We start from the raw sequence: 21,246 nt of genomic DNA on the forward strand, positions 1-21,246 counted from the left end.
CGGGGTCAAGTGTCCGGGGGCGACCATGACCGTCGAGGACGTTCGCGCTTTCAACCGGTTCTACACGGGAGTGATCGGCGCGCTCGACTACGAGCGCCACCTCTACGCCCCCTACACCCTCACCGAGGCCCGCGTGCTGTACGAACTCGCGCACGCCCCGCACCTGGACGCGGTCGACCTGCGCGGCGGGCTCGGTCTGGACGCCGGGTACCTGAGCCGGATCCTCAACCGGTTCGAGGAGAGCGGGCTGATCGCGCGCGGCCCCTCGGACAGCGATCCGCGGCGCCGCCGCATCACCCTGACCGCACGCGGACGCGCGACCGCGGCGCTGCTGGAGGAGCGGGCGCAGGACATGGTCGGCGCGCTGCTGGACGGCGTGGCCCCGGCGGACCGGCCCCGGCTGGCCGAGGCCATGCGCACGATCCGGGACATCCTGGGGACGGCGCAGCCGCCCGCGGAGAAGCCGGCCGAGGACGTCGTGCTGCGGGAGCCGGGGGCCGGGGAGCTGGGCTGGATCGTGCAGCGCAACGGGGCCCTGTACGCGGCCGAGTTCGGGTGGAACGCCGCGTACGAGGGGCTGGTCGCCCGGATCGTCGCCGACTTCGCGGAGGATCACGATCCGCATCTGGAGCGGGTGTGGATCGCCGAGCTGGCGGGGCGGCCCGTGGGGAGTGTGATGTGTGTACGGGACGAGGCGCCCGGCACCGCGCGGCTGCGGCTGCTGCTCGTGGAGCCGCAGGCACGCGGGCACGGCATCGGTGACCGGCTGGTGCGGGCGGTGGTCGACTTCGCCCGCGGCGCCGGCTACCGCGAGCTGGTGCTGTGGACCAACGACGTCCTCACCGGCGCCCGCCGCCTGTACGAGCGGCACGGCTTCGTCCTGACCGCGGAGCGCCCCCACCGTTCCTTCGGCCACGACCTGGTCGGCCAGGACTGGCGGCTGGAGCTGCATGCCCCCGGTGACTGAAGGGTAGGTTCCGATTCCATGAAGCTGGCGTTCTCCACTCTCGGTGTCCCCGGTCTGCCCGTCCCGGAAGTCCTGGCGCTCGCGACCGCGCACGGCTACCACGGCGTCGAACTGCGCGCCCATCCCGAGGAACCCGTCCACCCGGGCCTGACGCCCGCCGAACGCGCCGAAGCCGCCGCGCTGTTCCGGCAGGCGGGGGTCCAGGTGCTCGGTCTCGCCGGGTACGCGCGCGTCGCCGCCCCGGGCGAGGACGCGCCCGTGCTGGCGGAGATCCGGGACCTCCTGCGGCTGGCCCACGACCTGGGGGCGCCCTTCGTCCGGGTCTTCCCCGGCGCCGACCCGGACCGGCCCCGCGAGGAGTCGGAGGCGGTCGCCGCCCGGCGGCTCGGCACCGCGGCGGAGGACGCCGCCGCGCTGGGCGTGCGGATCCTGCTGGAGACCCACGACTCGCACCGCACCGGCGCCGACGCGATCCGGATCCTCGGCCCGGTCGGGCACCGGCAGGTGGGCGCGCTGTGGGACCTGATGCACACCTGGCTGGGCGGTGAACAGCCGTCGGACAGCTACGCGGCCCTCGCCCCGCACTTGGGCTATGTCCAGGTCAAGGACATCGCCTCCGCCGAGGACACCGCCCCCCTGCCGCTCGGCGCGGGCGTGCTGCCGCTCACCGAGTGCGTGGACGTGCTGTCCCGGCGGGGCTGGGACGGCTGGCTGTGCTGGGAGTACGAGAAGCGCTGGTACGAGACCGCCGAACCGCTGCCCGGGCTGCTGGACGCAGGGCGTGAGCATCTGGTGCGGCTGCTGGGCGAGGCGGCGTAGCGCGGAAAATCACTGGCCGGACGCCGGGCCGGCGGCTAGCCTCCCCCGGTGGTCCAGCCCCCGGCGCCCCGCGCCCGCCCCCGGTCATGAGCCTCGCCCGCTCGCTCGTCGACGTACGCCCCCTGCGCACCTCGCCCGTCTTCCGGCGGCTGCTGATCGGCCGGACCGTGTCCGTGCTCGGCGGGTTCATGACCATGGTGACGGTCATGTACCAGGTGTGGGACATGACCGGCAGCACCGCCTGGACCGGGGCGGTGGGGCTCGCGCAGGCGCTGCCGCTGGTGGTGTTCGGACTGTTCGCCGGGGCGTGGGCGGACCGGGCCGACCGGCGCCGGGTCTTCCTCGCGGCGACCGTCGGGCAGGCGGTGTGCTCGCTGCTGCTCGCCGTGCAGGGGTTCGGCGGGCATGTGCCGGTCGTGGTCGTCCTGCTGCTCGTCGCCGTGCAGTCGGGCTTCGGCGCGCTCGGGGCTCCGGCCGCCGGGGTGTTCGTGACGCGGCTGCTGCCCAAGGAGCAGGTGGCCGCCGGGCTGGCGCTCCAGCAGGTCACCGGCCAGTCGATGATGCTGCTCGGGCCGGCTCTGGCCGGGCTGCTGCTGGGCTGGTTCGGCATCGGGGTCTGCTATCTGCTGGACGCCCTCAGCTTCGGCCTCGCCTTCTACGGCGCCCGCGGGCTGCCCGCGCTGCCGCCGCGGGGGGAGCCGTCGCGGGCCGGGGTGCACGGGGTGCTGGACGGGCTGCGGTTCCTGGCCGGGCACCGGGTGGTGCGGGGCGCGCTGGCCACCGACCTCGCCGCCACCGTGCTGTCGTTCCCGGTGAGCCTGTTCCCGCTGGTCAACGCCGAGCGGTTCGGCGGCGATCCGCGCACCCTGGGCCTGTTCCTGTCGGCGCTGGCGGTGGGCGGGGTCACCGCGACCGCGCTGTCCGGCCCGCTGACCCGGCTCGCCCGGCCCGGACCGGTGATGCTGTGCGCGTCCGCCACCTGGGGAGCGGCGCTGGTCCTGTTCGGTCTCGTCCCCGGCCCGTGGCTCGGTCTCGCCCTGCTGACGGTCGCCGGCGCGGCGGACGCCACGGCGGTGGTCGCCCGCTCCACGATCGTGCAGACCCGGACCCCGGACGCGCTGCTCGGCCGGGTGACGGCGGCCGAGCAGATCGTCGGTCAGGCGGGGCCGAGCCTCGGCAACGTGCGCGGCGGTCTGCTGGCCGGCTGGACCTCGGGCACGACCGCGCTGATCAGCGGCGGTGTGCTGTGTGTCCTCGCGGTGGCGGCGGTCGCGGCGTCGACGCCTCAGCTGCGGGCCCGGGCTAGCGGGGTGCCGGACGGACCGTGAGCGGTGCGGTGCCTTCGAGGCACCAGTCCAGGACGGCCGGCCAGGAGCCGTACCCGGCGTCCAGGTCGAGGTGGGCGGCGCCGGGCAGGATGTCGGCGGGGATGCCGAGGGGTTCGGCGAAGAGCGGGCCCGCGCCCTCCGGGCAGTACGGGTCGTCGTCGCCCGCGACCAGCCGGGTCGGCCCGGGCAGGGTGAAGCCGGGCGCGGGCGGGACGAAGGCGGCCACCTCCGGGTGGCGGGCGAGGACGGAGCCGGAGGGGGGTGCGACCAGCAGCACCCGGTCGGCGTGGTGCTGCTGTTTCATGCCGCGGGCGGCGGCGTGCAGCCACAGCACGGCGGAGAGGCTGTGCGCGACCACGACCCGCTCCCCCGGGCCGTCCAGCTCCTCCAGGTGGCGGGCGAGTTCGGCCAGCCACACCTCCAGGTCGGGGTCGTCGGCGTCGGGCAGCTGCGGGTAGCCGACGCGGTGGCCGGCGGCGGTGAGCCGGTCGGCGAGCCAGTGCTGCCAGTGCCGCTCGGGGCGGTGGTTCTGCCAGCCGTGCAGGATCAGGTACGAGCGTGCGGTCATGGGGGTGAGCCTCTCCTCCGCGCCGGTGCCGGGGCCGCCGTCAGCCGGCGGCGGGCAGGGCCGCGAACGCCTCGTGGAAGCCGGGGAAGGTCTTGCGTACGCAGCCGGGGTCGTCGTAGGTGAGGCCCGGGGTGCGCAGGGCGGTCACGGCGAAGGACATCACGACGCGGTGGTCGCCGAAGGTCTTGATCTCGGTTCCGGGGGCGGGTGTGCCGGGGCGGATCTCGATCCAGTCGGGGCCGGTGGCCACGTCCACGCCGAGCCGCCGGAGGTTCTCCGCGCAGGCCTCCAGGCGGTCGCACTCCTTCACCCGGGTGTTGGCGACGTCCTCGATGCGGACCGGTCCGGAGGCGAAGGGCGCGAGCGCGGCCAGGGTCGGCATGGTGTCGGAGATGTCCCGCATGTTCACGGTGAGGCCGTGCAGTTCGCCGGTGCCGCGTACGGTCGTCGCGTCCTCGGTGGTCTCCACGTGCGCGCCCATCCGGCGCAGCACCTCCACGAAGCGCAGGTCGCCCTGGAGGGCGCCCGTGCCGAGGCCGGGCACGGTGATCTCGCGGCCCGGGGTGACGGCCGCCGCGGCGAAGAAGTAGCTCGCGGTGGAGGCGTCCGGTTCGACGGCGTAGGTGGTGGCGCGGTAGCCGCCGGGCGGGACGTCGTACACCGTGCCGTCGCGGACGACGTCCACGCCGAACGCGCGCATCATCGCGAGGGTGATCTCCACGTACGGCGCCGAGACCAGGTCGGTGACCCGGATGCGCAGGCCGGTGCGGGTCAGCGGGCCGAGCAGCAGCAGCGCGGTCAGGTACTGGGAGGACTGGCCGGCGTCGAGCACGACCTCGCCGCCCTCGACGCCGGCCGCGTGGACGGTGAGCGGGTGGTGCCCCTCGGCGTCCTCGTGCCGCAGGTCGACGCCGAGGTCGCGCAGGGCGCGGGTGAGCGGGCCGAGGGGGCGGCGGCGCATCTGCGGGGAGGCGTCGAAGCGGTAGGTGCCGTGGCCGGCGGCGGCCAGGGTGGGCAGGAAGCGGGCGGTGGTGGCGCCGTCGCGGCAGAAGACGTCGGCCTCCGGGTGCGCCGGTCCCTGCGGGCGGCCGTCGATCCGCCAGGAGCCGGGCTCACGGACGACGCGGTAGCCGAGCCGGGTCAGGCCCTCGGCGAAGCCCTCCGTGTCGTCGGAGTGCAGCGGGCGCACGAGGGTGCTGGTGCCGTCGGCCGCGGCGGCGAGGAAGAGCGCGCGGGCGGTGATGGACTTGGATCCGGGGATGTCGACTGCGGGCATGACAGCCATCATGACGGCCCGTCGCGAGCGCCGGGGCCGGATTCCAGGGGCTGGACGCGCCCCCGTGAATGCGCGGTGACGGGCCCCTTCCTGGTTACTGTGCATTCCCTTGACGGAAAGAAACTTCCCGGATATTGGTGACTCCTCGGAAGTTTCCTTCAGCGGTTCTCCTCTGGAAGGAGCGCACGTGCACGACTCCAGCACGGGAAGCGACACCGGCACGGACAGCACGGGAAACACCGCACGGCCGTCCAGACGCGCCGTCCTCGCCGCGACCGCGGGCCTCACCGCCGCGCTGACCGTCCCGGCGACCGCCCACGCCACCGCCCACGGCATCCCCGGCGAACGCCGGCTGCACGCCCTGATCTCCCGCATGACGCTGGAGGAGAAGGTCGGCCAGCTCTTCGTGATGCGGGTGTACGGCCATTCCGCCACCGCCCCCGACCAGGCGGACGTCGACGCCAACCTCAAGGAGATCGGCGTCCGCACCGCGGCCGAGCTGATCGCCGAGTACCGGGTCGGCGGCATCATCTACTTCTCCTGGGCGCACAACACCCGCGACCCGCACCAGATCGCCGACCTGTCCAACGGCATCCAGCAGGCCTCGCTGGACCAGCCGCGCGGTCTGCCGGTGCTCATCGCCACCGACCAGGAGCACGGCGCGGTGTGCCGGGTCGGCAAGCCCGCCACGCTGTTCCCGGGCGCGATGGCGGTCGGGGCGGGCGGCTCCCGCGCCGACGCCCGCACGCTCGGCCGGATCTCGGGCGCCGAGCTGCGCGCGATGGGCATCAACCAGGACTACTCCCCCGACGCCGACGTGAACGTCAACCCGGCCAACCCGGTCATCGGCGTCCGTTCCTTCGGCGCCGACCCGGAAGCGGTCGCCGCCCTGGTGGCCGCCGAGGTGCGGGGCTACCAGTCGGCCGGGGTGGCGGCGACCGCCAAGCACTTCCCGGGCCACGGGGACACCGCCGTCGACAGCCACTACGGCTTCCCGGTCATCACGCACAGCCGGGAGCTGTGGGAGCGGCTGGACGCGGTGCCCTTCCGGGCGGCGATCGCGGCCGGGATCGACTCGGTCATGACCGCGCACATCCAGTTCCCGGCGCTGGACGGCTCCGGCGACCCGGCGACCCTCTCCCACCCGATCCTCACCGGGATCCTGCGCGAGGAACTCGGCTACGACGGGGTGGTGATCACCGACTCCCTCGGCATGCAGGGCGTGCGCACGAAGTACGGCGACGACCGGGTGCCGGTGCTCGCCCTCAAGGCCGGCGTGGACCAGCTGCTCAACCCGCCCTCGCTCGACGTGGCCTGGCACGCGGTGCTGAAGGCGGTGCAGGAGGACGAGCTGACCGAGGACCGGCTGGACGAATCGATCCTGCGCATCCTGCGCCTGAAGGCCCGGCGCGGACTGTTCGACCACCCCTGGGCGAGCCACGCCGGTGTCGACCGCACGGTGGGCACCAGGTCCCACCTGGCCACGGCCGACCGCATCGCCGAGCGCACCACCACCCTGCTGGTCAACGAGGACGGCACGCTGCCCTTCGACAGCCGCAGGGAACGCAGGCTGCTGGTCGTCGGCGCCGACCCCGCCTCCCCGTCGGGCACCACCGGCCCGCCCACCGGTGTCCTGGCCGCCGCCCTCACCGAGCTGGGCTTCGAGGCCACCGCCCTGTCCACCGGCACGGCGCCCTCCGCGGCGGCCATCGACAAGGCGGTCACGGCCGCGCGGGACGCGGACGCGGTGGTCGTCGGCACGTACAACGTGACGGCGGGCAACGCCCAGCGGACCCTGGTGGAGCGGCTGCTGGCGACGGGCAGGCCGGTGGCCGTGGTGGCGATCCGCAACCCGTACGACGTCGCGCAGTTCCCCTCCGTCCGGGCCTGCCTGGCCGCGTACTGCTGGACGGACGTCGAACTGCGCGCCGCCGCACGGGTCATCGCCGGCCGGGTCGCACCGCGCGGGAAGCTGCCGGTGCCGGTGCAGCGGGCGGACGACCCGGCCGAGGTGCTGTACCCGATCGGGTACGGGCTGACGTACTAGCCGGCGTCTCAGGGCCGCAGCGCGGGCTCCCGCTCCACGTCCCGGACGTCCAGCCTCGCGTCGTACCGGGCCAGCGGCTTCGCCTGCGCCACGGTGGCCGGGGACAGGCCGGCCCACGTCAGGATGCGGGCCGTGGCGAGGGCCTTCTGGTCCGGGACCAGGCCCGCGACGTTGGCGCCGTGGTTCATGCCGGGCGCGGTGAGGACGTAGGAGTCACGGGCGCCCTTGCCGGGCCGGAAGCGCTCGGAGCCCCAGGGGTCGTTCTGGCCGTAGACGAAGAGCATGTGCGCGGCGTGGTGGCGGACCCAGCTGTCCACGTCGCGCATCGCCTGCGGCTGGAAGCGCATCGGGATGGAGCGGGGCACGAAGTTGCGCGGGGGCTGGTAGCCGTAGCGGATCAGCTTGCCCTCGATGGCGGGGAAGTGGATGGTCGGGGCACCCAGCTGGGTGCCCGCCTGGTAGTAGTACGGCGTGTACGTCTCCAGGCCCTGGTCGGTGTAGGCGGAGAAGCCGGAGATGGTGTCGACCGAGTTCCAGATCTCGTCGTCGGTCGCGGTGGCCGCGTGCGCCGGGACGGTGTCGCAGTCCTTCAGCAGGCTGTACTGCCAGAAACCCCAGACGTAGTCCAGGACGACCGCCTCGTACGCCCGGTCCAGGCCGCCGATGGTGGTGAAGGTGTAGCCGTTGTCGGCGGCGTACTGCGCGTACCGCTTCTCCAGCGGCTCGCGGCGCACCAGCGCCTCCCGCTGGACGGCGTTCAGCCGGTCCCGGCACTCCTTGGTGCCGACCCGCGCGAAGAAGCGGTCGTAGGCGGAGTCCTCGTCGTTCACGACGTCGTTGGGGGCGACGTAGGCCACCACGCCGTCCATGTCGCGGGGGTAGAAGCGCTCGTAGTAGGTGGCGGTCATGCCGCCCTTGGAGCCGCCGGTGGCCAGCCAGTTGGCGGAGTAGACCGGCTTCAGCGCCTCGTACACGCGGTGCTGGTCGCTGGCGGCCTGCCAGATGTCGAGCTTGGACCAGTCGGCCGGGTCGGGCCGGGACGGGGTGAAGAAGCGGTACTCCAGGGAGACCTGGTTGCCGTCCACGATCTGGGTGGGCTCGCGGCGGGAGGGGGTGGTGGAGACGTTGTAGCCGCTGGTGTAGAAGACGGTCGGGCGGCTCACGTCCTTGTGCAGCACGGTGATGCGCTGCTGGAAGGTGCCCCGGTCCGGGTGGCGGTGGTCGACGGGCTGGGTGTAGTTCAGGACGAAGTAGCGGTAGCCGGGGTACGGCTTCTCCTGGACCAGGCTCATGCCGGGTATCGACAGGAGCCGGTCCTTGATGTCGGTGGGCTCGGACCCGGCGGCGGTGGCCGCGCCGGCCGCCGTGCTCAGCGTGCCTATGAAGACCGTGAGCGCCAGCAGCCATCTGAGCGCCTTGCGCATGCGCACTCTCCCTGTGAGACGGATGTGCGCCGGAAGCTATCCCAGCAACTGCCGTCCCACCAGGGGGAGGTGAGGGGCGCTCAGCAGAGGATCCAGCCGGAGTCCTTCGAGTAGCGGCCCACCGCGCCCTTGATCCACACGCAGCGGTGGCCGGCGAGCACGGTCACCGGGCCGGCGAGCCGGCGGTAGCGGCCCTTGTCGACGACCGGCCGGCTGCCGCGGGCCTGCACACTGACCGACATGGTCTGGACGGCACCGGGCTTCCTGGCGACCGTGACGGCGCAGACGTAGCCGTTGCTCCTGTACACGTGGGTGATCCCGGTCTTGAAGGGCAGGGTCTTCACCTCGCGCCCGGCGCAGCCGCCGGCCGGGCCGGCCTGCGCGGTACCCGCCGCCGTGAACGCCAACGCGCCGGACGCGGCCAGCACGGCCGCACCGAGCGCCAACCGCCGGCGTATCGCACCACTGTCCACTTTCGTCCTCCCCGTCACCGCGGTCACGGTCCCTGTGCCCGCACTGATGTACGGACGCACACCTGTGCCGGATGGTTGCACGACCGTCACCAGGACGAGTCAGCCGGGGTCAGCGGGAGACGCCCACCGGCTCCTCCGGCTCGGACCGGCCGAGGAAGGTCCGCCACAGCTCGGCGTAGCGGCCGCCGCGGGCCAGCAGCTCCGCGTGGGTGCCGTCCTCGGCGATCCGGCCGTGGTCCATGACCACCACCCGGTCCGCCCGCGCGGCCGTGGTGAGCCGGTGGGCGACGACCAGGGTGGTACGGCGGCCGGCCAGGCGGTCGGTGGCCTGGTTGACCTGGGCCTCGGTGGCCAGGTCCAGGGCGGCCGTGGCCTCGTCCAGCAGCAGGATGTCCGGGTCGACCAGCTCGGCGCGGGCGAGGGCGATGAGCTGGCGCTGGCCCGCGGAGAGGTTCCGGCCGCGCTCGGCGACCTCGTGCAGATAGCCGCCGTCCAGCATGGCGATCATCTCGTGCGCGCCGACCGCGCGGGCCGCCGCCTCGACCTCGGCGTCGGTGGCGTCGGGGCGGCCGTAGGCGATGGCGTCGCGGACGGTGCCCGGGAAGAGGTACGCCTCCTGCGGCACGACCCCGAGCCGGTGCCGGTACGAGGTGAGGTCCAGGGCGCGCAGATCGGTGCCGTCGACGGTGACCCGCCCGGCCGTCGGGTCGTAGAACCGCGCGACCATCTTGACCAGGGTCGACTTGCCGGCGCCGGTCTCGCCGACGAACGCGACCGTCTGCCCGGCGGGGATGCGCAGGTCGATCCCGGTCAGCGCCTCCTCGGCCTCGTCGGCGGACCCGTAGGCGAAGTGCACGTCCTCGAAGGCGATGTCCCCGCGCAGCGACAGCACGTCGAGGGGCTCGTCGGCGGACTTCGTGGACGTCGGCTCGCGCAGCAGTTCCTGGATGCGGCGCAGCGAGACCGTGGACTGCTGGTAGCCGTCGAAGACCTGGGAGAGCTGCTGGACGGGGGCGAAGAACAGGTCGATGTACAGCAGGTAGGCCACCAGGGCGCCCGTGGTCAGCGTGGCCGCCTCCACCCGGCCGGCGCCCGCGATCAGCACGGCCGCGGCGGCGACCGAGGAGAGCATCTGCACGAAGGGGAAGTAGACGGATATCAGCCGCTGGCCGTGGACGCGGGCGCGCCGGTAGCCGTCGCTGCGCTCGGCGAACCGCCGCCGGCCGTCCCGCTCCCGCCGGAAGGCCTGCACGATCAGCAGCCCGGCCACGGTCTCCTGCAGGTCGGCGTTGACCGCGGACACCCGCTCGCGGGCGAGTTCGTACGCCTTCACGCTCGCCCGGCGGAAGAAGAAGGTGGCCACGATCAGCGGGGGCAGGGTGGTGAAGACGACCAGCGCCAGCCGGAGGTCGAGCACCAGCAGCGCGACCATGATCCCGAAGAAGGTGACGACCGAGACGAACGCGGTGACCAGGCCGGTCTGCAGGAAGGTGGAGAGCGCGTCGACGTCCGTGGTCATCCGGGTCATGATCCGGCCGGTCAGCTCGCGCTCGTAGTAGTCCAGGCCGAGCCGCTGGAGCTGCGCGAAGATCTTCAGCCGCAGCGTGTACAGCACGCGTTCGCCGGTGCGGCCGGTCATCCGGGTCTCGCCGATCTGCGCGGCCCACTGCACGAGGACGGTCAGCAGGCCGAGCAGGGACGCCGACCAGACCGCGCCGAGCGCCGCCTTGGTCACACCGGAGTCGATGCCGTGCCGGATCAGCACCGGCAGCAGCAGCCCGGCGCCCGCGTCCACGGCGACCAGCAGCAGGCTGACCAGCAGCGGCGCCCCGAAGCCGCGCAGCAGGCGGCGCAGGCCGTAGGAGTCCTCGGGCAGGACCGCGCGGCCCTCGTCGATGTCGGGGGTGTCGGTGGCCGGGGGCAGCGCCGCCACCTGGGCGAGGAGTTCCGGGGTGGCCGGGGTGCCGGCCAGCGCCTGGTCCTTCGGCTCGCGGTCGCCGCTCCACAGCCGCGGGGTCACGCCCCGCTCGGCGTCGAACTCGGCGTCCAGCTCGTCGCGCAGGGAGGTGTCCTCCGGCGGCCCGGCCGGGCGGGCGTGGCCCGGGGAGACCCCGCCCAGCTCGTCCGGGTCGGTGAGCAGGCGGCGGTAGAGGGCCGAGCGCTGCTGGAGTTCCTCGTGGGTGCCGACGTCGGCGAGCCGGCCGCCGTCGAGGACGGCGATGCGGTCGGCGAGGTTGAGGGTGGAGCGGCGGTGGGCGATGAGCAGGGTCGTACGGCCCTGCATGACGTGCTTCAGCGCCTCGTGGATCTCGTGCTCGACGCGGGCGTCCACGGCGGAGGTGGCGTCGTCCAGGACCAGCAGGCGGGGGTCGGCGAGCAGGGCGCGGGCGAGTGCGACGCGCTGGCGCTGGCCGCCGGAGAGGGTGAGGCCGTGCTCGCCGACCTTGGTGTCGTAGCCGTCGGGCAGCTCGGCGATGAAACGGTCCGCCTGGGCGGCGCGGGCGGCGGCCTCGATCTCCTCCTGGGAGGCGTCGGGGCGGCCGTAGGCGATGTTGCTGCGGACGGTGTCGGAGAAGAGGAACGAATCTTCGGGGACCAGTCCGATGGCGGACCGCAGCGAGTCCAGGGTCAGCTCGCGGACGTCGTGGCCGCCGATGAGGACGGCGCCGTGGGTGACGTCGTAGAAGCGCGGCAGGAGCAGGGAGAGGGTGGACTTGCCGGAGCCGGAGGAGCCGACGACGGCGAGGGTCTCGCCCGGCCGGATCTCGAAGCTGAGCCCTTCCAGTACCGGGCGCTCGTGGTCGTAGCCGAAGGACACGCCGTCGAACTCGACGGTCGCGGGCGCGTCGGCGGGCAGCTCCTTGGTGCCGTCCTTCAGGATCGGCTCGGTGTCGATCAGCTCCAGGACGCGCTCGGTGCCGGCCCGGGCCTGCTGGCCGATCGTGAGGACGACCGCGAGCATGCGGACCGGGCCGACGAGCTGGGCCAGGTAGGTGGAGAAGGCGACGAAGGTGCCGAGCGTGATGTGACCGCGTACGGCGAGCCAGCCGCCGAGGGCCAGCATGGCGACCTGGCCGAGCGCCGGGACGGCCTGGAGGGCCGGGGTGTACCTGCTGTTCAGGCGGATGGTGCGCAGGCGCCCGGCGAAGAGACGGCGGCCGACCTCGCGCAGCTTGTTCGTCTCCTGGTCCTCCTGCCCGAAGCCCTTCACCACGCGGACGCCGCTCACGGCGCCGTCGACCACACCGGCCACGGCGGCGGCCTGGGCCTGGGCGTACCAGGTCGCGGGGTGCAGTCTGCGGCGGCTGCGTCCGGCGATCCAGCCGAGGGCGGGCGCGACGGCCAGGGCGACCAGGGTCAGCGGCAGCGACAGCCACGCCATGATCACCAGGGAGATCAGGAAGAGCAGGACGTTCCCGATGGTCATCGGGAGCATGAAGAGCAGGCCCTGGATCAGCTGGAGGTCGCTGGTGGCGCGGCCGACGACCTGCCCGGTGGACAGCTCGTCCTGGCGGCGGCCGTCCAGCCGGGTGATCGTGCCGTACATCTCGGTGCGCAGGTCGTGCTGGACGTCGAGCGCGAGCCGGCCGCCGTAGAAGCGGCGCGTGTAGGCGGAGGCGTAGACGAGGAGGGCGGCGCCTATGAGGGCGCCGGCCCAGGGGGCCATGGACCGGGTGTGGCCGCCGATCACGTCGTCGATGATCACCTTGGTGATCAGCGGGACCACGGCCATGACGGCCATGCCGGCGAGCGAGGAGCCGAGGGCGAGGACGACGTCCTTCGGATACCGCCAGGCGTATGCCGCCAGACGTCTGGCCCATCCCCGTTCCGCTGCCACGCCGGTGCCTTCCTTTCGACCTGCTCTACCGGAAGACACCAACGCCCCGAGAAGCGGATTTCATCCCTCCGTAACGAACCGCTCCGCCGGGCCCGGCCCCGGTGACACCGCGGCGCGGCCCGTCCGGGGGGCCTCAGCCCTGCGGTGGTACGGCGACGGACGCCTCGCGCGGCGCGTCGGTCGGGGTGTAGCGGGTGATGCCGGGCGCGGTCGGCACCAGGTCGTCGTGGATCGCCCTGGCGACGTTCTGGATCGTGGTCACGCCGTAGTCCATGGTGCTGTTGTCCTGCGTCAGCACGGTGATCACGTAGTCGTGGCCGGCGCCGTTGAAGGTGCCGAGGCTGTGCACCCGCCAGCCGTGCGTGGAGCGCTGGAGCCAGCCGTTCTTCACGTGCACCGAGACCGAGGAGGGGGCCCCGGCGGGGGTGCCCCAGCGCTGGTCGGAGACGACCTGGCCCATCAGCTTCAGGATGTAGGCGCGGGCGTTGTCGCTCAGCACGCTGTTCCTGGCGGTGACGAGCCTCAGCAGCTTCTGCTCGTCGGTGACGTTCTCCTGGGTGAGCCCCCAGTAGCCGTCCGCACCGGGCACGGTCCTGGTCATCCCGGCCGCCGTCAGGAAGCCCTGGATCTTCGCCGTGCCGAGCTGCTTCCACAGCTTGCTGGTCGCGTCGTTGTCCGACTCGGTGATCATGGCCGTGGCGAGTTCGTCCTCGGTGTCGGTCAGGTACCGGTTGCTCTTCTTCGCGTCCCACAGCAGCGTGGCGAGCACGGTGACCTTCACGGTGCTGGCCGAGTCGAACGCGGTGGCGGCGTTCAGCGTGCAGGTCGTGCCGGTGGAACGGTCGTACAGGCCGACGGCGACGGTGCCCGTGCGGCCGGCCAGGGCGGCCGTGATGTCCTTCGTCAGCTTCGCGGCCAGCCCCGGCTTCGCGGACGTGCAACTGACGCCGGTCGTGGGTGCCGCCGCGGCCGGGAGGGCGGTGCCGGCCGAGGCCAGCAGGGTGGCACCGAGGGCGGTCGCGAGCGCCCCGGTCCGGCCGGATGTCCGGTGGGTCCGGTGGGTCATGAAGTGCTTCCCCCTTGAACGTCTTTCGGTCGTCCTGCGGGCGCCGCCGGGTGTGTCCCGGCGGCGCCCGGGGCTCAGCCCCGCGGCGGCACGGCGACGAACGCCTCGCGCGGCTGGCTGGTCGGGGTGTAGCGGGTGACACCGGACGTGGTCGGCACCAGGTCCTTGTGGATCGCCTTGGCGACGTTCTGGATCGTGGTCACGCCGTAGCTCATCGTGCTGTTGTCCTGCGTCAGCACGGTGATCACGTAGTCGTGGCCGGCGCCGTTGAAGGTGCCGAGGCTGTGCACCCGCCAGCCGTGCGTGGAGCGCTGGAGCCAGCCGTTCTTCACGTGCACCGAGACCGAGGAGGGCGCTCCGGCCGGGGTGCCCCAGCGCTGGTCGGAGACGACCTGGCCCATCAGCTTCAGGATGTAGGCGCGGGCGCTGTCGCTCAGGACGCTGTTCTTGGCGGTGACGAGCTTCAGCAGCTTCTGCTCGTCGGTGACGTTCTCCTGGGTGAGCCCCCAGTAGCCGCCCGAGCCGGGCACGGTCTTGGTCATCCCGGCGGCGGCCAGGAAGCCCTTGATCTTCGTCACGCCGAGCTGCTTCCACAGCTTGCTGGTCGCGTCGTTGTCGGACCGGGTGATCATGGCCTTGGCGAGCGACTGCTCGGTGCTCGTCAGGTACCGGTTGTGCTTCTTGGCGTCCCACAGCAGCGTGGCGAGCACGGTGACCTTCACGGTGCTGGCCGAGTCGTAGGCGCTGGTGGCCCGCAGGGTGCAGGTGGTCTTGGTGCTGCGGTCGTACAGGCCGACGGCGACGGTGCCCCTGCGGTTCGCGAGGGCGGCCGTGATGTCCTTCTTCAGCTTCGCGGCCAGACCCGCCTTGGCGGACGTACAGGTCACGGTGGGCGTGGTCGCGGCGGCCGGGGTGGCGGCGGTCACGGCCGGTATGAGCAGCGCGGCACTGACGGCGGTGGCGAGCACGCCCGCCCGGCCGGGTGTCCGGTAAGTCATGGAAAGTCCCCTTGAACGTCGTACGGGCGTCCCCCTGAACGCCGTTGAGCGCACCCGTGCGCTGTCTGATCGGACTCGCCACGATGCTCGATAGTTGTACGCGTGTTCGCCGAAAGGGAGTTCCTTACCCGACTCTCACCGACCCCGCGCCCCCCGTGGGCTAGTTGGGCGGATCGAGGGAGAAGACGGAGCGGACTCCGGGGGCCGCGGCTATGCGCTCGTTGATGCCCCACAGCCGGCCCGAGGACGGCGCCCAGGACAGGTTCTGGATGAGGGGCGGCCCGTAGGTGAGGACGTGCGGTGAGGCGCCGGGCTTGGCCCAGTGGATGCAGTACGGGAGGTCGGCGGTGGCCGAGTCCTTGGGGTCGCGGTCGGCGTACTCGGGGCAGGTGCCGCTGAAGTAGAAGTACGTGCCGTCGGTCGCCGCGCCCTGGACCGCCCAGACCGGGGTGCGGTAACCGGCGGTGGCGTGGACGCTGCCCCGGTAGTTGGTGGTGCCGTCGGTGTCGAGCAGCGCGTCCGTGCTGTCCAGCGGCCAGCGGACGACCGGGGCGCCGCCCGTCGAGCGGCGGAACTCGGTGGTGATCAGCCCGTCCGTGCCCGTGCGGTCGAGGCTGAGGGAGTTCATGCACGGGTTGAGGTCCGTGCAGGGGTCGCCCTTGGCTCCGTTGACGTACAGGCCGATCATGGGCAGGGCCCAGTTGTGCCAGCGGGCGGAGGACTTGCCGCCGCTGATGCCGACCGACTCCTGGGAGTTGTCCGACATGCGCCAGAGGTGGCGCAGGTCGTAGACCTGGATCTGGTGCCCGCTGGCCACGAAGAGCTTGTTGCCGTACCAGGAGATCCCGTCGGCGTGGCCGGCGAGCGCGGTGCCGGCTTTGCCGACGGCGCGGAAGTTGGCCGTGGTGTCGGTGTCCCAGTAGGGGTCGACCAGCATGATGTGGTTGTAGATCGTGGAGTCGCCGCCGTTGTTGTCCACGACGGAGATCCGGGCGAACTCGTCGGACCCCGTGTTCCGGCTGTGCCAGGAGGCGATGTACACGTATTTGTTCAGCCAGGTGCCGCCGGGCTGGGCGTCGTGCGAGCCGGTGATGCCCTGGGGCACCCAGTTGCCGGTCGTGTCGTCGGCCTGGTTCCAGCAGAAGCCGTCGACGCGGTACGAGGTGTTGAGGTTCTGGTTGCCGTGGCAGAGGTACGGATAGCCGCTGTGACCGCTGCCGCCGAGCAGGGGCGTCAGCGAGTCGTACGCGGTCACGGCACCGCTCGACTCGATGGCGTCGACGGCCCGCCAGCGGCTCTCGAAGTCCCCGGCCACCAGCGACATCCTGCCCGGGTCGGCGATCGGGTCCAGGGTGCCGGCCGCGGCGGCGGGCTGGGCCCGGACCAGCATGAGGAACAGCAGGCCGAAGGTGAGCCCGACCGCCAGGTGAACTCTGGGCGACCGAGGTCTGGTTGAGATGCTCATGCCGCCGAGGATAGGTACGCGCGAGGGGCGTCCGCGGTCCTACTAGTCCCACTTCTTCCCTCACACCAGCGACGGCGATCTTGCTCCCGGGCGTGTCCCGGGGGCCGGCCCCCACCATGGCGGTGCCCGGTGCACGGCCGGGCGCCCCGACTCCCCCTCTGGAGAGCCATGAAGCAGCTCCGCTCCTGGACGCTGGCCGCCGCCCTCGCGTTGACCGCCGTACTGCTGCCCGCGCACACCGCGTCGGCCCGCGCCGCCCAGCCCGCCTGCCCCGACGGCTCCGTCTGTTTCTGGAGCGGTGAGGGCTTCGGCGGCGACTACTGGGAGTGGACGGCCCGCAGCGGCTACCGCGACCTGCCGCCGAACCTCCACGACAACGTGGGCTCCTTCGTCGCCTCGACCCGCGCCTGCTTCATCAACTGGGGCCCGGTGGAGAAGCGCGACGTCTTCAACGGCGACTGGCGCTCCCAGTACGGGGGCGACTTCGGCGGCCGGATGGACGGGGTGGGGCCGGGCGGCTGCTGAGCCCTTCGACAGCCGACGAGGCCTGGGGCGGAGCGTCCGCCGCAGGCCTCGGTGACGTCCTCAGGCAGCGCCCAGTTCACACCACACGTACTTCCCCCGGTCCCCGAACCGGGCCGACGGCTGCCAGCCCCAGTAGTCCGCGCAGGCCTTCACGAGCCCCAGCCCCCGCCCTCCCTCCAGTTCCGCGACCTGGTCCAGCGGCCGGGGCGGATCCGGCGGTGCGGGGTCGGTGTCCCACGCGCCGATCCACACCACGCCCTCCGGGGTGCGGCGCACCCTGAGCGCGGCCGGCCCCTTCGTGTGCTGTACGGCGTTCGACACCAGCTCCGTCGCGAGGAGCTCCGCCGTGTCGGCCAGGCCGGCCAGACCGTGCAGGGTGAGGATCAGGCGCAGGGTGCCGCGGCTGACGGTCACGGCTCTGAGGTCGTTGGGGATGTAGAGCGTGTAGTCCCAGGTTTCGGGCATGCGTCGTCAACTCCGGTCGTGGGGTGGGATGTCCGCACGCGGTGGCTCTGCCGCGGCCGTCATGGCAGGACGGGGCGGTGCGCTTCCGCTGCGTGTGCGCTACGTCACCGACAGTAGGGCCACAATTTGGGACCGCGCAAGTCATTGCCGTAACCTACCCACGAACGAGGTTCGTCCTCGGGGCAGTTGAGCACGAGAGGGCAGGACATGGCGCGCAGGAAAGAAGTCACCGCACGCCAAGCGCGTCTGGGTGCGGAGCTGCGGAAACTACGCGAAGCCGCAGGGCTCAAGGGGCGCGAGGCAGCTGCGCTGCTCGGGACGGACTCGGCTCAGATGAGTCAGATCGAGTTCGGCACGGCAGGCGTGAGCGGTGAGCGTGTACGTCGACTTGCCGCGCACTACGCCTGCACGGACGCCGCGTTGATCGAAGCGCTGGTGGCCATGGCCGGCGACCGGACCTGTGGCTGGTGGGAGGAGTACCGGGGCTCGCTACCCAACTCCTTCCTGGACCTCTCCGAACTGGAGCATCACGCGACCTGCCGGTGGGACGTGGACTTCCTGCACGTCCCAGGCCTCCTCCAGACCGAGGAATACGCACGCGCCCTCTTCTCGTACGTGAACCCGGAGTTTCCGGAGAGCGATCTGGAGCGCCGGGTGGAGCACCGCATGAGGCGAAGGATCATCATCGAGCGTCCCGACGCGATCCCGTACGACACCGTGATCCATGAAGCGGCGCTGCGCATCAGGGTCGGCGACCGCGCCGCGACCCGGGCGCAGCTCAGCCGCATACTGGACCTGACCGACGCCCCTCACGTCAGCGTGCGGGTCATCCCTTTCGAGCTGGACGCCTTCGCAGGTGCGGGGAGCGCCATGGTGTACGCGGGCGGCCCCGTTCCCCAGCTGGACACCGTGGTGCGCGACAGCCCCAACGGAACGGTCTTCATCGACGCCCAAGCCCAACTGGACCGCTTTCGAACGCTCTTCCGTAGGGTAAAAGCTGTGTCGCTCGAACCCGAGCGTTCTCGTGACTTCATCCACAAGCTGGCCAAGGAGCTGTGAGGCGCACCATGACCACCCCCCTGATATGGCGGAAGTCGTCCTTCTCCGGCGGTGGCGAAGGAAACGCCTGCGTCGAAGTGGCCGACCTCGACGCCCACATAGCCGTCCGCGACTCCAAAGCCCCGGCCAGGGCCACCCTCGTCTTCCCCGCCGGCTCCTTCAGCCACTTCGTCGAAGCCCTGAAGGAGCCTTCCACCGGCGTGGGGTCTCCGTCCTAGCCCAGGTGCGTCGGCGCGAACATCCGCAGCACCGCCGGGAGGACGACCACCGACGGGCCCGGCGTGGCGAGGGCCTTCGTCAGGTCCTCCTCCAGCGCCTCCGGCGTCGTACGCACCCCCGGTACGCCGAAGGACTCCGCCAGGGCCACGTAGTCCGGGCGGGTCAGTTCCGTCGCCGTCGCCTGACCGAAGGCGTCCGTCATGTACTCGCGGAGGATGCCGTAGCCGCCGTCGTCGACGATCAGCCAGGTGACCGGGAGGTCGTACTGGCGGGCCGTGGCCAGTTCGGCGATCGAGTAGAGCGCTCCGCCGTCTCCCGACACCGCCAGCACCGGTCGGCTCGGGTCCGCCGCCGCCGCGCCCAGGGCCGCCGGGAAGCCGTAGCCGAGGCCGCCCGCGCCCTGGGCCGAGTGCATGGTGTTGGGGCCCTGGGCGTCGAAGGCCGACCAGGCCCAGTAGGCCAGGATCGTCATGTCCCAGAAGGACGGGGAGTCGGAGGGCAGGGCGCGGCGGACCGAGGCCAGGACCTGCTGCTCCAGGGCCAGGTCCTGGGAGGCGATGCGCTCCGAGACGCGGGCCAGCAGGTCCCGCACCCGCTGCGGCGCCCTGTCGTCCGGGCGCTCCTCCACCGTCTCCAGCAGCGCCTGGAGCGCGAGGCGGGCGTCCGCGTGGATGCCCACGGCCGGGTGGTTGGACTCCAGTTTGCCGAGGTCGGCCTCGATCTGGATCACTCGGCCGCGGGGCTTGAACGTGTGGTAGTTCGAGGAGAGTTCACCCAGGCCCGAGCCGACCACCAGCAGGACGTCCGCGTCCTCCAGGAAGTCCGTCGTGTGCCGGTCCTCCAGCCAGGACTGCAACGACAGGGGGTGGTTCCAGGGGAACGCGCCCTTGCCGCCGAACGTCGTCACGACCGGCGCCTGGAGCCTCTCGGCCAGCGCCTTCAGCTTGCCCGATGCGTCCGCGCGTACGACGCCGCCGCCCGCGATGATCGCCGGGCGGGCCGCGTGCGAGAGCAAGTGCGCTGCGAGCGCCGTCAGTTCGGGGCGCGGGACCAGGCCTTCCGGGGTCGCGTCCATCGCCGTCACCACCGGCAGGGACGCCTCGGCGAGCAGGACGTCCTGCGGGATCTCCACCCACACCGGGCCGTGCGGGGCCGTCAGGGCCGACTTCCAGGCCGCCGCGATCGCCGACGGGATCTGGGACTGGGTGCGGACCGTGTGGACCGACTTCACCACGCCCCGGAACGAGGCCGCCTGGTCCGGGAGTTCGTGGAGGTAGCCGTGGCGGCCGCCGCCCAGGCCCGCCGTCGGGATCTGGCTGCTGATCGCCAGCACGGGGGCGGAGGCGGCCGCCGCCTCCTGGAGCGCGGCCAGGGAGGTCAGGGCGCCGGGGCCCGTCGAGAGCAGCAGCGGTGCCGCCTCCCCCGTGATCCTGCCGTACGCGTCCGCCGCGAAGCCCGCGTTGTTCTCCACCCGCAGGCCCACATAGCGGAGGGAGGAGCGGCGCAGGGCGTCGAACATGCCCAGCGCGTGCTGGCCGGGCAGGCCGAAGACCGTGGTCGCGCCGAGCCCGGCCAGTGTCTCCACGACCAGGTCTCCGCCGTTCCGGCCGGGAGGGGGGTTCAGCGCGGCCGCCGTCTGCTGGTCGGTCGGGCGGAGTACCAGGTCGTGGTCGTGAGTCACTTCGCTTCCGCGTCCTTCCGGGCCGCCGCGATCTGGCGGCTCATGATGGTGGTCAGTTCGTACGCCGTGTGGGAGGCCGCGACCGAGGTGATCTCGGCGTGGTCGTACGCCGGCGCCACCTCGACCACGTCCGCCGACACCAGGTTGCACGACGCCAGCCCGCGCAGGATCTCCAGCAGTTCGCGCGAGGTCATGCCGCCGGCCTCGGGCGTACCGGTGCCGGGCGCGTGCGCCGGGTCCAGGCAGTCGATGTCGATGGAGATGTACAGCGGGCGGTCACCGATGCGCTGGCGCAGCTGGTCGGCGACCTCGTCGGCGCCCCGGCGGTAGACGTCGGCCGAGGTGACGATGCCGAAGCCCATCTTCTCGTCGTCGGTCAGGTCCTGCTTGCCGTACAGCGGGCCGCGGGTGCCGACGTGGGAGAGGGCCGAGGTGTCGAGGATGCCCTCCTCGACCGCGCGGCGGAACGGGGTGCCGTGCGTGTACTCGGCGCCGAAGTAGGTGTCCCAGGTGTCCAGGTGGGCGTCGAAGTGGAGCAGGGCCACCGGGCCGTGCTTCTTCGCGACCGAGCGGAGGAGGGGCAGCGCGATGGTGTGGTCGCCGCCCAGGGTCATCAGGCGGGCGCCGGTGCCGAGGAGGTCGTCCGCCGCGGCCTCGATCGTCTCGACGGCCTCGTTGATGTTGAACGGGTTCACGGCGATGTCGCCGCCGTCCGCGACCTGCGCGAGGGCGAACGGGGAGGCGTCCTGCGCCGGGTTGTACGGGCGCAGCAGCCGGGACGCCTCGCGGATGGCGTTGCCGCCGAAGCGGGCGCCCGGCCGGTACGAGACGCCGGAGTCGAACGGCACGCCCACCACGGCGACGTCGGCGGTGCCGACCTCGTCCAGGCGGGGCAGCCGGGCGAAGGTCGCGGGTCCGGCGTACCGCGGGACGCGGGAGGAGTCGACGGGGCCGCGGGGCGTCTCGTTGCTGCTCATGATGAAATGCCTTCTTTCCTGCGCTTCGTCGCGCATGTACTGCTATCCCTA

Annotated in this window: 18 protein-coding genes; 7 read left to right on the forward strand and 11 right to left on the reverse strand. The window is 72.5% G+C overall.

Going from position 1 to position 21,246, the window contains the following annotated elements; genetic code table 11:
- Window positions 1–25 precede the first annotated feature (25 nt).
- From IEZ20_RS02575 to IEZ20_RS02585, 3 genes are all read left to right on the forward strand, one after another.
- Complete coding sequence (locus IEZ20_RS02575; RefSeq protein ID WP_189294392.1) at window positions 26–967, forward strand: bifunctional helix-turn-helix transcriptional regulator/GNAT family N-acetyltransferase; 942 nt, start codon at window positions 26–28, stop codon at window positions 965–967.
- Window positions 968–985: 18 nt separating this feature from the next.
- Window positions 986–1,786, forward strand: a complete 801-nt coding sequence (locus tag IEZ20_RS02580) for a sugar phosphate isomerase/epimerase family protein (protein WP_189294393.1) — start codon at window positions 986–988, stop codon at window positions 1,784–1,786.
- 86 nt (window positions 1,787–1,872) lie between these two features.
- Window positions 1,873–3,114 (forward strand): MFS transporter, encoded by a 1,242-nt coding sequence (locus tag IEZ20_RS02585; RefSeq protein ID WP_189294394.1) that lies wholly within the window; start codon window positions 1,873–1,875, stop codon window positions 3,112–3,114.
- Here IEZ20_RS02585 and IEZ20_RS02590 read toward each other — a convergent pair.
- Both IEZ20_RS02590 and aroA read right to left on the reverse strand, forming a co-directional pair.
- Entirely contained in the window at window positions 3,089–3,682 is a 594-nt protein-coding gene (locus IEZ20_RS02590) for an RBBP9/YdeN family alpha/beta hydrolase (protein ID WP_189294395.1), read from the reverse strand. The two genes, IEZ20_RS02585 and IEZ20_RS02590, sit on opposite strands and share 26 nt — an antisense overlap.
- 40 nt (window positions 3,683–3,722) lie before the next feature.
- Window positions 3,723–4,958 carry a 3-phosphoshikimate 1-carboxyvinyltransferase gene (aroA, locus tag IEZ20_RS02595; protein WP_189294396.1) on the reverse strand — a complete coding sequence of 412 codons (1,236 nt, stop codon included), beginning with the start codon at window positions 4,956–4,958 and terminating at the stop codon, window positions 3,723–3,725.
- A gap of 187 nt (window positions 4,959–5,145) precedes the next feature.
- On the opposite strand from aroA, the gene IEZ20_RS02600 reads away from it, so the two are divergent.
- Window positions 5,146–7,005, forward strand: coding sequence for a glycoside hydrolase family 3 protein (locus tag IEZ20_RS02600; protein ID WP_189294397.1), 1,860 nt, complete (start codon window positions 5,146–5,148; stop codon window positions 7,003–7,005).
- A gap of 8 nt (window positions 7,006–7,013) precedes the next feature.
- Here the strand turns inward: IEZ20_RS02600 and IEZ20_RS02605 are convergent, their stop codons facing one another.
- The 6 genes from IEZ20_RS02605 to IEZ20_RS02630 all read right to left on the reverse strand — a co-directional run bounded on the left by IEZ20_RS02605 (window position 7,014) and on the right by IEZ20_RS02630 (window position 16,269).
- Window positions 7,014–8,429, reverse strand: a complete 1,416-nt coding sequence (locus IEZ20_RS02605; protein WP_189294398.1) for a S28 family serine protease — start codon at window positions 8,427–8,429, stop codon at window positions 7,014–7,016.
- A gap of 80 nt (window positions 8,430–8,509) precedes the next feature.
- On the reverse strand, window positions 8,510–8,902 hold the full coding sequence (locus tag IEZ20_RS02610) for a hypothetical protein (RefSeq protein WP_189294399.1): 393 nt from the start codon (window positions 8,900–8,902) through the stop codon (window positions 8,510–8,512).
- Between the two features lie 109 nt (window positions 8,903–9,011).
- Entirely contained in the window at window positions 9,012–12,740 is a 3,729-nt protein-coding gene (locus IEZ20_RS02615) for an ABC transporter ATP-binding protein (protein WP_189294400.1), read from the reverse strand.
- A gap of 133 nt (window positions 12,741–12,873) precedes the next feature.
- Window positions 12,874–13,806: a serine hydrolase gene (locus tag IEZ20_RS02620; RefSeq protein WP_189294401.1), complete on the reverse strand. Its 933-nt coding sequence runs from the start codon at window positions 13,804–13,806 to the stop codon at window positions 12,874–12,876.
- Window positions 13,807–13,880: 74 nt separating this feature from the next.
- Window positions 13,881–14,804: a serine hydrolase gene (locus IEZ20_RS02625; RefSeq protein WP_189294402.1), complete on the reverse strand. Its 924-nt coding sequence runs from the start codon at window positions 14,802–14,804 to the stop codon at window positions 13,881–13,883.
- Between the two features lie 160 nt (window positions 14,805–14,964).
- Window positions 14,965–16,269: a hypothetical protein gene (locus IEZ20_RS02630; protein ID WP_229895843.1), complete on the reverse strand. Its 1,305-nt coding sequence runs from the start codon at window positions 16,267–16,269 to the stop codon at window positions 14,965–14,967.
- Window positions 16,270–16,437: 168 nt separating this feature from the next.
- On the opposite strand from IEZ20_RS02630, the gene IEZ20_RS02635 reads away from it, so the two are divergent.
- Entirely contained in the window at window positions 16,438–16,794 is a 357-nt protein-coding gene (locus IEZ20_RS02635; protein ID WP_189294403.1) for a peptidase inhibitor family I36 protein, read from the forward strand.
- Window positions 16,795–16,854: 60 nt separating this feature from the next.
- Here the strand turns inward: IEZ20_RS02635 and IEZ20_RS02640 are convergent, their stop codons facing one another.
- A complete protein-coding gene (locus IEZ20_RS02640) occupies window positions 16,855–17,259 on the reverse strand; it encodes an ATP-binding protein (RefSeq protein WP_189294404.1) in 405 nt (134 codons plus the stop codon).
- Window positions 17,260–17,466: 207 nt separating this feature from the next.
- On the opposite strand from IEZ20_RS02640, the gene IEZ20_RS02645 reads away from it, so the two are divergent.
- Complete coding sequence (locus tag IEZ20_RS02645; RefSeq protein WP_189294405.1) at window positions 17,467–18,318, forward strand: helix-turn-helix domain-containing protein; 852 nt, start codon at window positions 17,467–17,469, stop codon at window positions 18,316–18,318.
- Window positions 18,319–18,326: 8 nt separating this feature from the next.
- The gene (locus IEZ20_RS02650; RefSeq protein ID WP_189294406.1) at window positions 18,327–18,536 is read left to right on the forward strand and encodes a DUF397 domain-containing protein; all 210 of its coding nucleotides are present in this window, start codon (window positions 18,327–18,329) and stop codon (window positions 18,534–18,536) included.
- On the opposite strand, the gene IEZ20_RS02655 is transcribed toward IEZ20_RS02650, so the two are convergent.
- Both IEZ20_RS02655 and speB read right to left on the reverse strand, forming a co-directional pair.
- Entirely contained in the window at window positions 18,533–20,218 is a 1,686-nt protein-coding gene (locus IEZ20_RS02655) for a thiamine pyrophosphate-binding protein (protein ID WP_189294407.1), read from the reverse strand. The two genes, IEZ20_RS02650 and IEZ20_RS02655, sit on opposite strands and share 4 nt — an antisense overlap.
- On the reverse strand, window positions 20,215–21,195 hold the full coding sequence (gene speB, locus IEZ20_RS02660) for an agmatinase (protein ID WP_189294408.1): 981 nt from the start codon (window positions 21,193–21,195) through the stop codon (window positions 20,215–20,217). The genes IEZ20_RS02655 and speB overlap by 4 nt, the downstream gene beginning before the upstream one ends.
- Window positions 21,196–21,246 lie beyond the last annotated feature (51 nt).

The organism is Streptomyces cinerochromogenes (assembly GCF_014648635.1).
GTDB lineage: Bacteria > Actinomycetota > Actinomycetes > Streptomycetales > Streptomycetaceae > Streptomyces > Streptomyces cinerochromogenes.

What these genes read in the sequence shown, in the direction of transcription:
- IEZ20_RS02640 (WP_189294404.1), bottom strand. Translation starts at nt 17,259, where the DNA reads ATGCCCGAAACCTGGGACTACACGCTCTACATCCCCAACGACCTCAGA.
- IEZ20_RS02585 (WP_189294394.1), top strand. Translation starts at nt 1,873, where the DNA reads ATGAGCCTCGCCCGCTCGCTCGTCGACGTACGCCCCCTGCGCACCTCG.
- IEZ20_RS02580 (WP_189294393.1), top strand. Translation starts at nt 986, where the DNA reads ATGAAGCTGGCGTTCTCCACTCTCGGTGTCCCCGGTCTGCCCGTCCCG.
- IEZ20_RS02650 (WP_189294406.1), top strand. Translation starts at nt 18,327, where the DNA reads ATGACCACCCCCCTGATATGGCGGAAGTCGTCCTTCTCCGGCGGTGGC.
- IEZ20_RS02645 (WP_189294405.1), top strand. Translation starts at nt 17,467, where the DNA reads ATGGCGCGCAGGAAAGAAGTCACCGCACGCCAAGCGCGTCTGGGTGCG.
- IEZ20_RS02625 (WP_189294402.1), bottom strand. Translation starts at nt 14,804, where the DNA reads ATGACTTACCGGACACCCGGCCGGGCGGGCGTGCTCGCCACCGCCGTC.
- speB (WP_189294408.1), bottom strand. Translation starts at nt 21,195, where the DNA reads ATGAGCAGCAACGAGACGCCCCGCGGCCCCGTCGACTCCTCCCGCGTC.
- aroA (WP_189294396.1), bottom strand. Translation starts at nt 4,958, where the DNA reads ATGCCCGCAGTCGACATCCCCGGATCCAAGTCCATCACCGCCCGCGCG.
- IEZ20_RS02630 (WP_229895843.1), bottom strand. Translation starts at nt 16,269, where the DNA reads ATGAGCATCTCAACCAGACCTCGGTCGCCCAGAGTTCACCTGGCGGTC.
- IEZ20_RS02575 (WP_189294392.1), top strand. Translation starts at nt 26, where the DNA reads ATGACCGTCGAGGACGTTCGCGCTTTCAACCGGTTCTACACGGGAGTG.
- IEZ20_RS02620 (WP_189294401.1), bottom strand. Translation starts at nt 13,806, where the DNA reads ATGACCCACCGGACCCACCGGACATCCGGCCGGACCGGGGCGCTCGCG.
- IEZ20_RS02635 (WP_189294403.1), top strand. Translation starts at nt 16,438, where the DNA reads ATGAAGCAGCTCCGCTCCTGGACGCTGGCCGCCGCCCTCGCGTTGACC.
- IEZ20_RS02590 (WP_189294395.1), bottom strand. Translation starts at nt 3,682, where the DNA reads ATGACCGCACGCTCGTACCTGATCCTGCACGGCTGGCAGAACCACCGC.
- IEZ20_RS02605 (WP_189294398.1), bottom strand. Translation starts at nt 8,429, where the DNA reads ATGCGCAAGGCGCTCAGATGGCTGCTGGCGCTCACGGTCTTCATAGGC.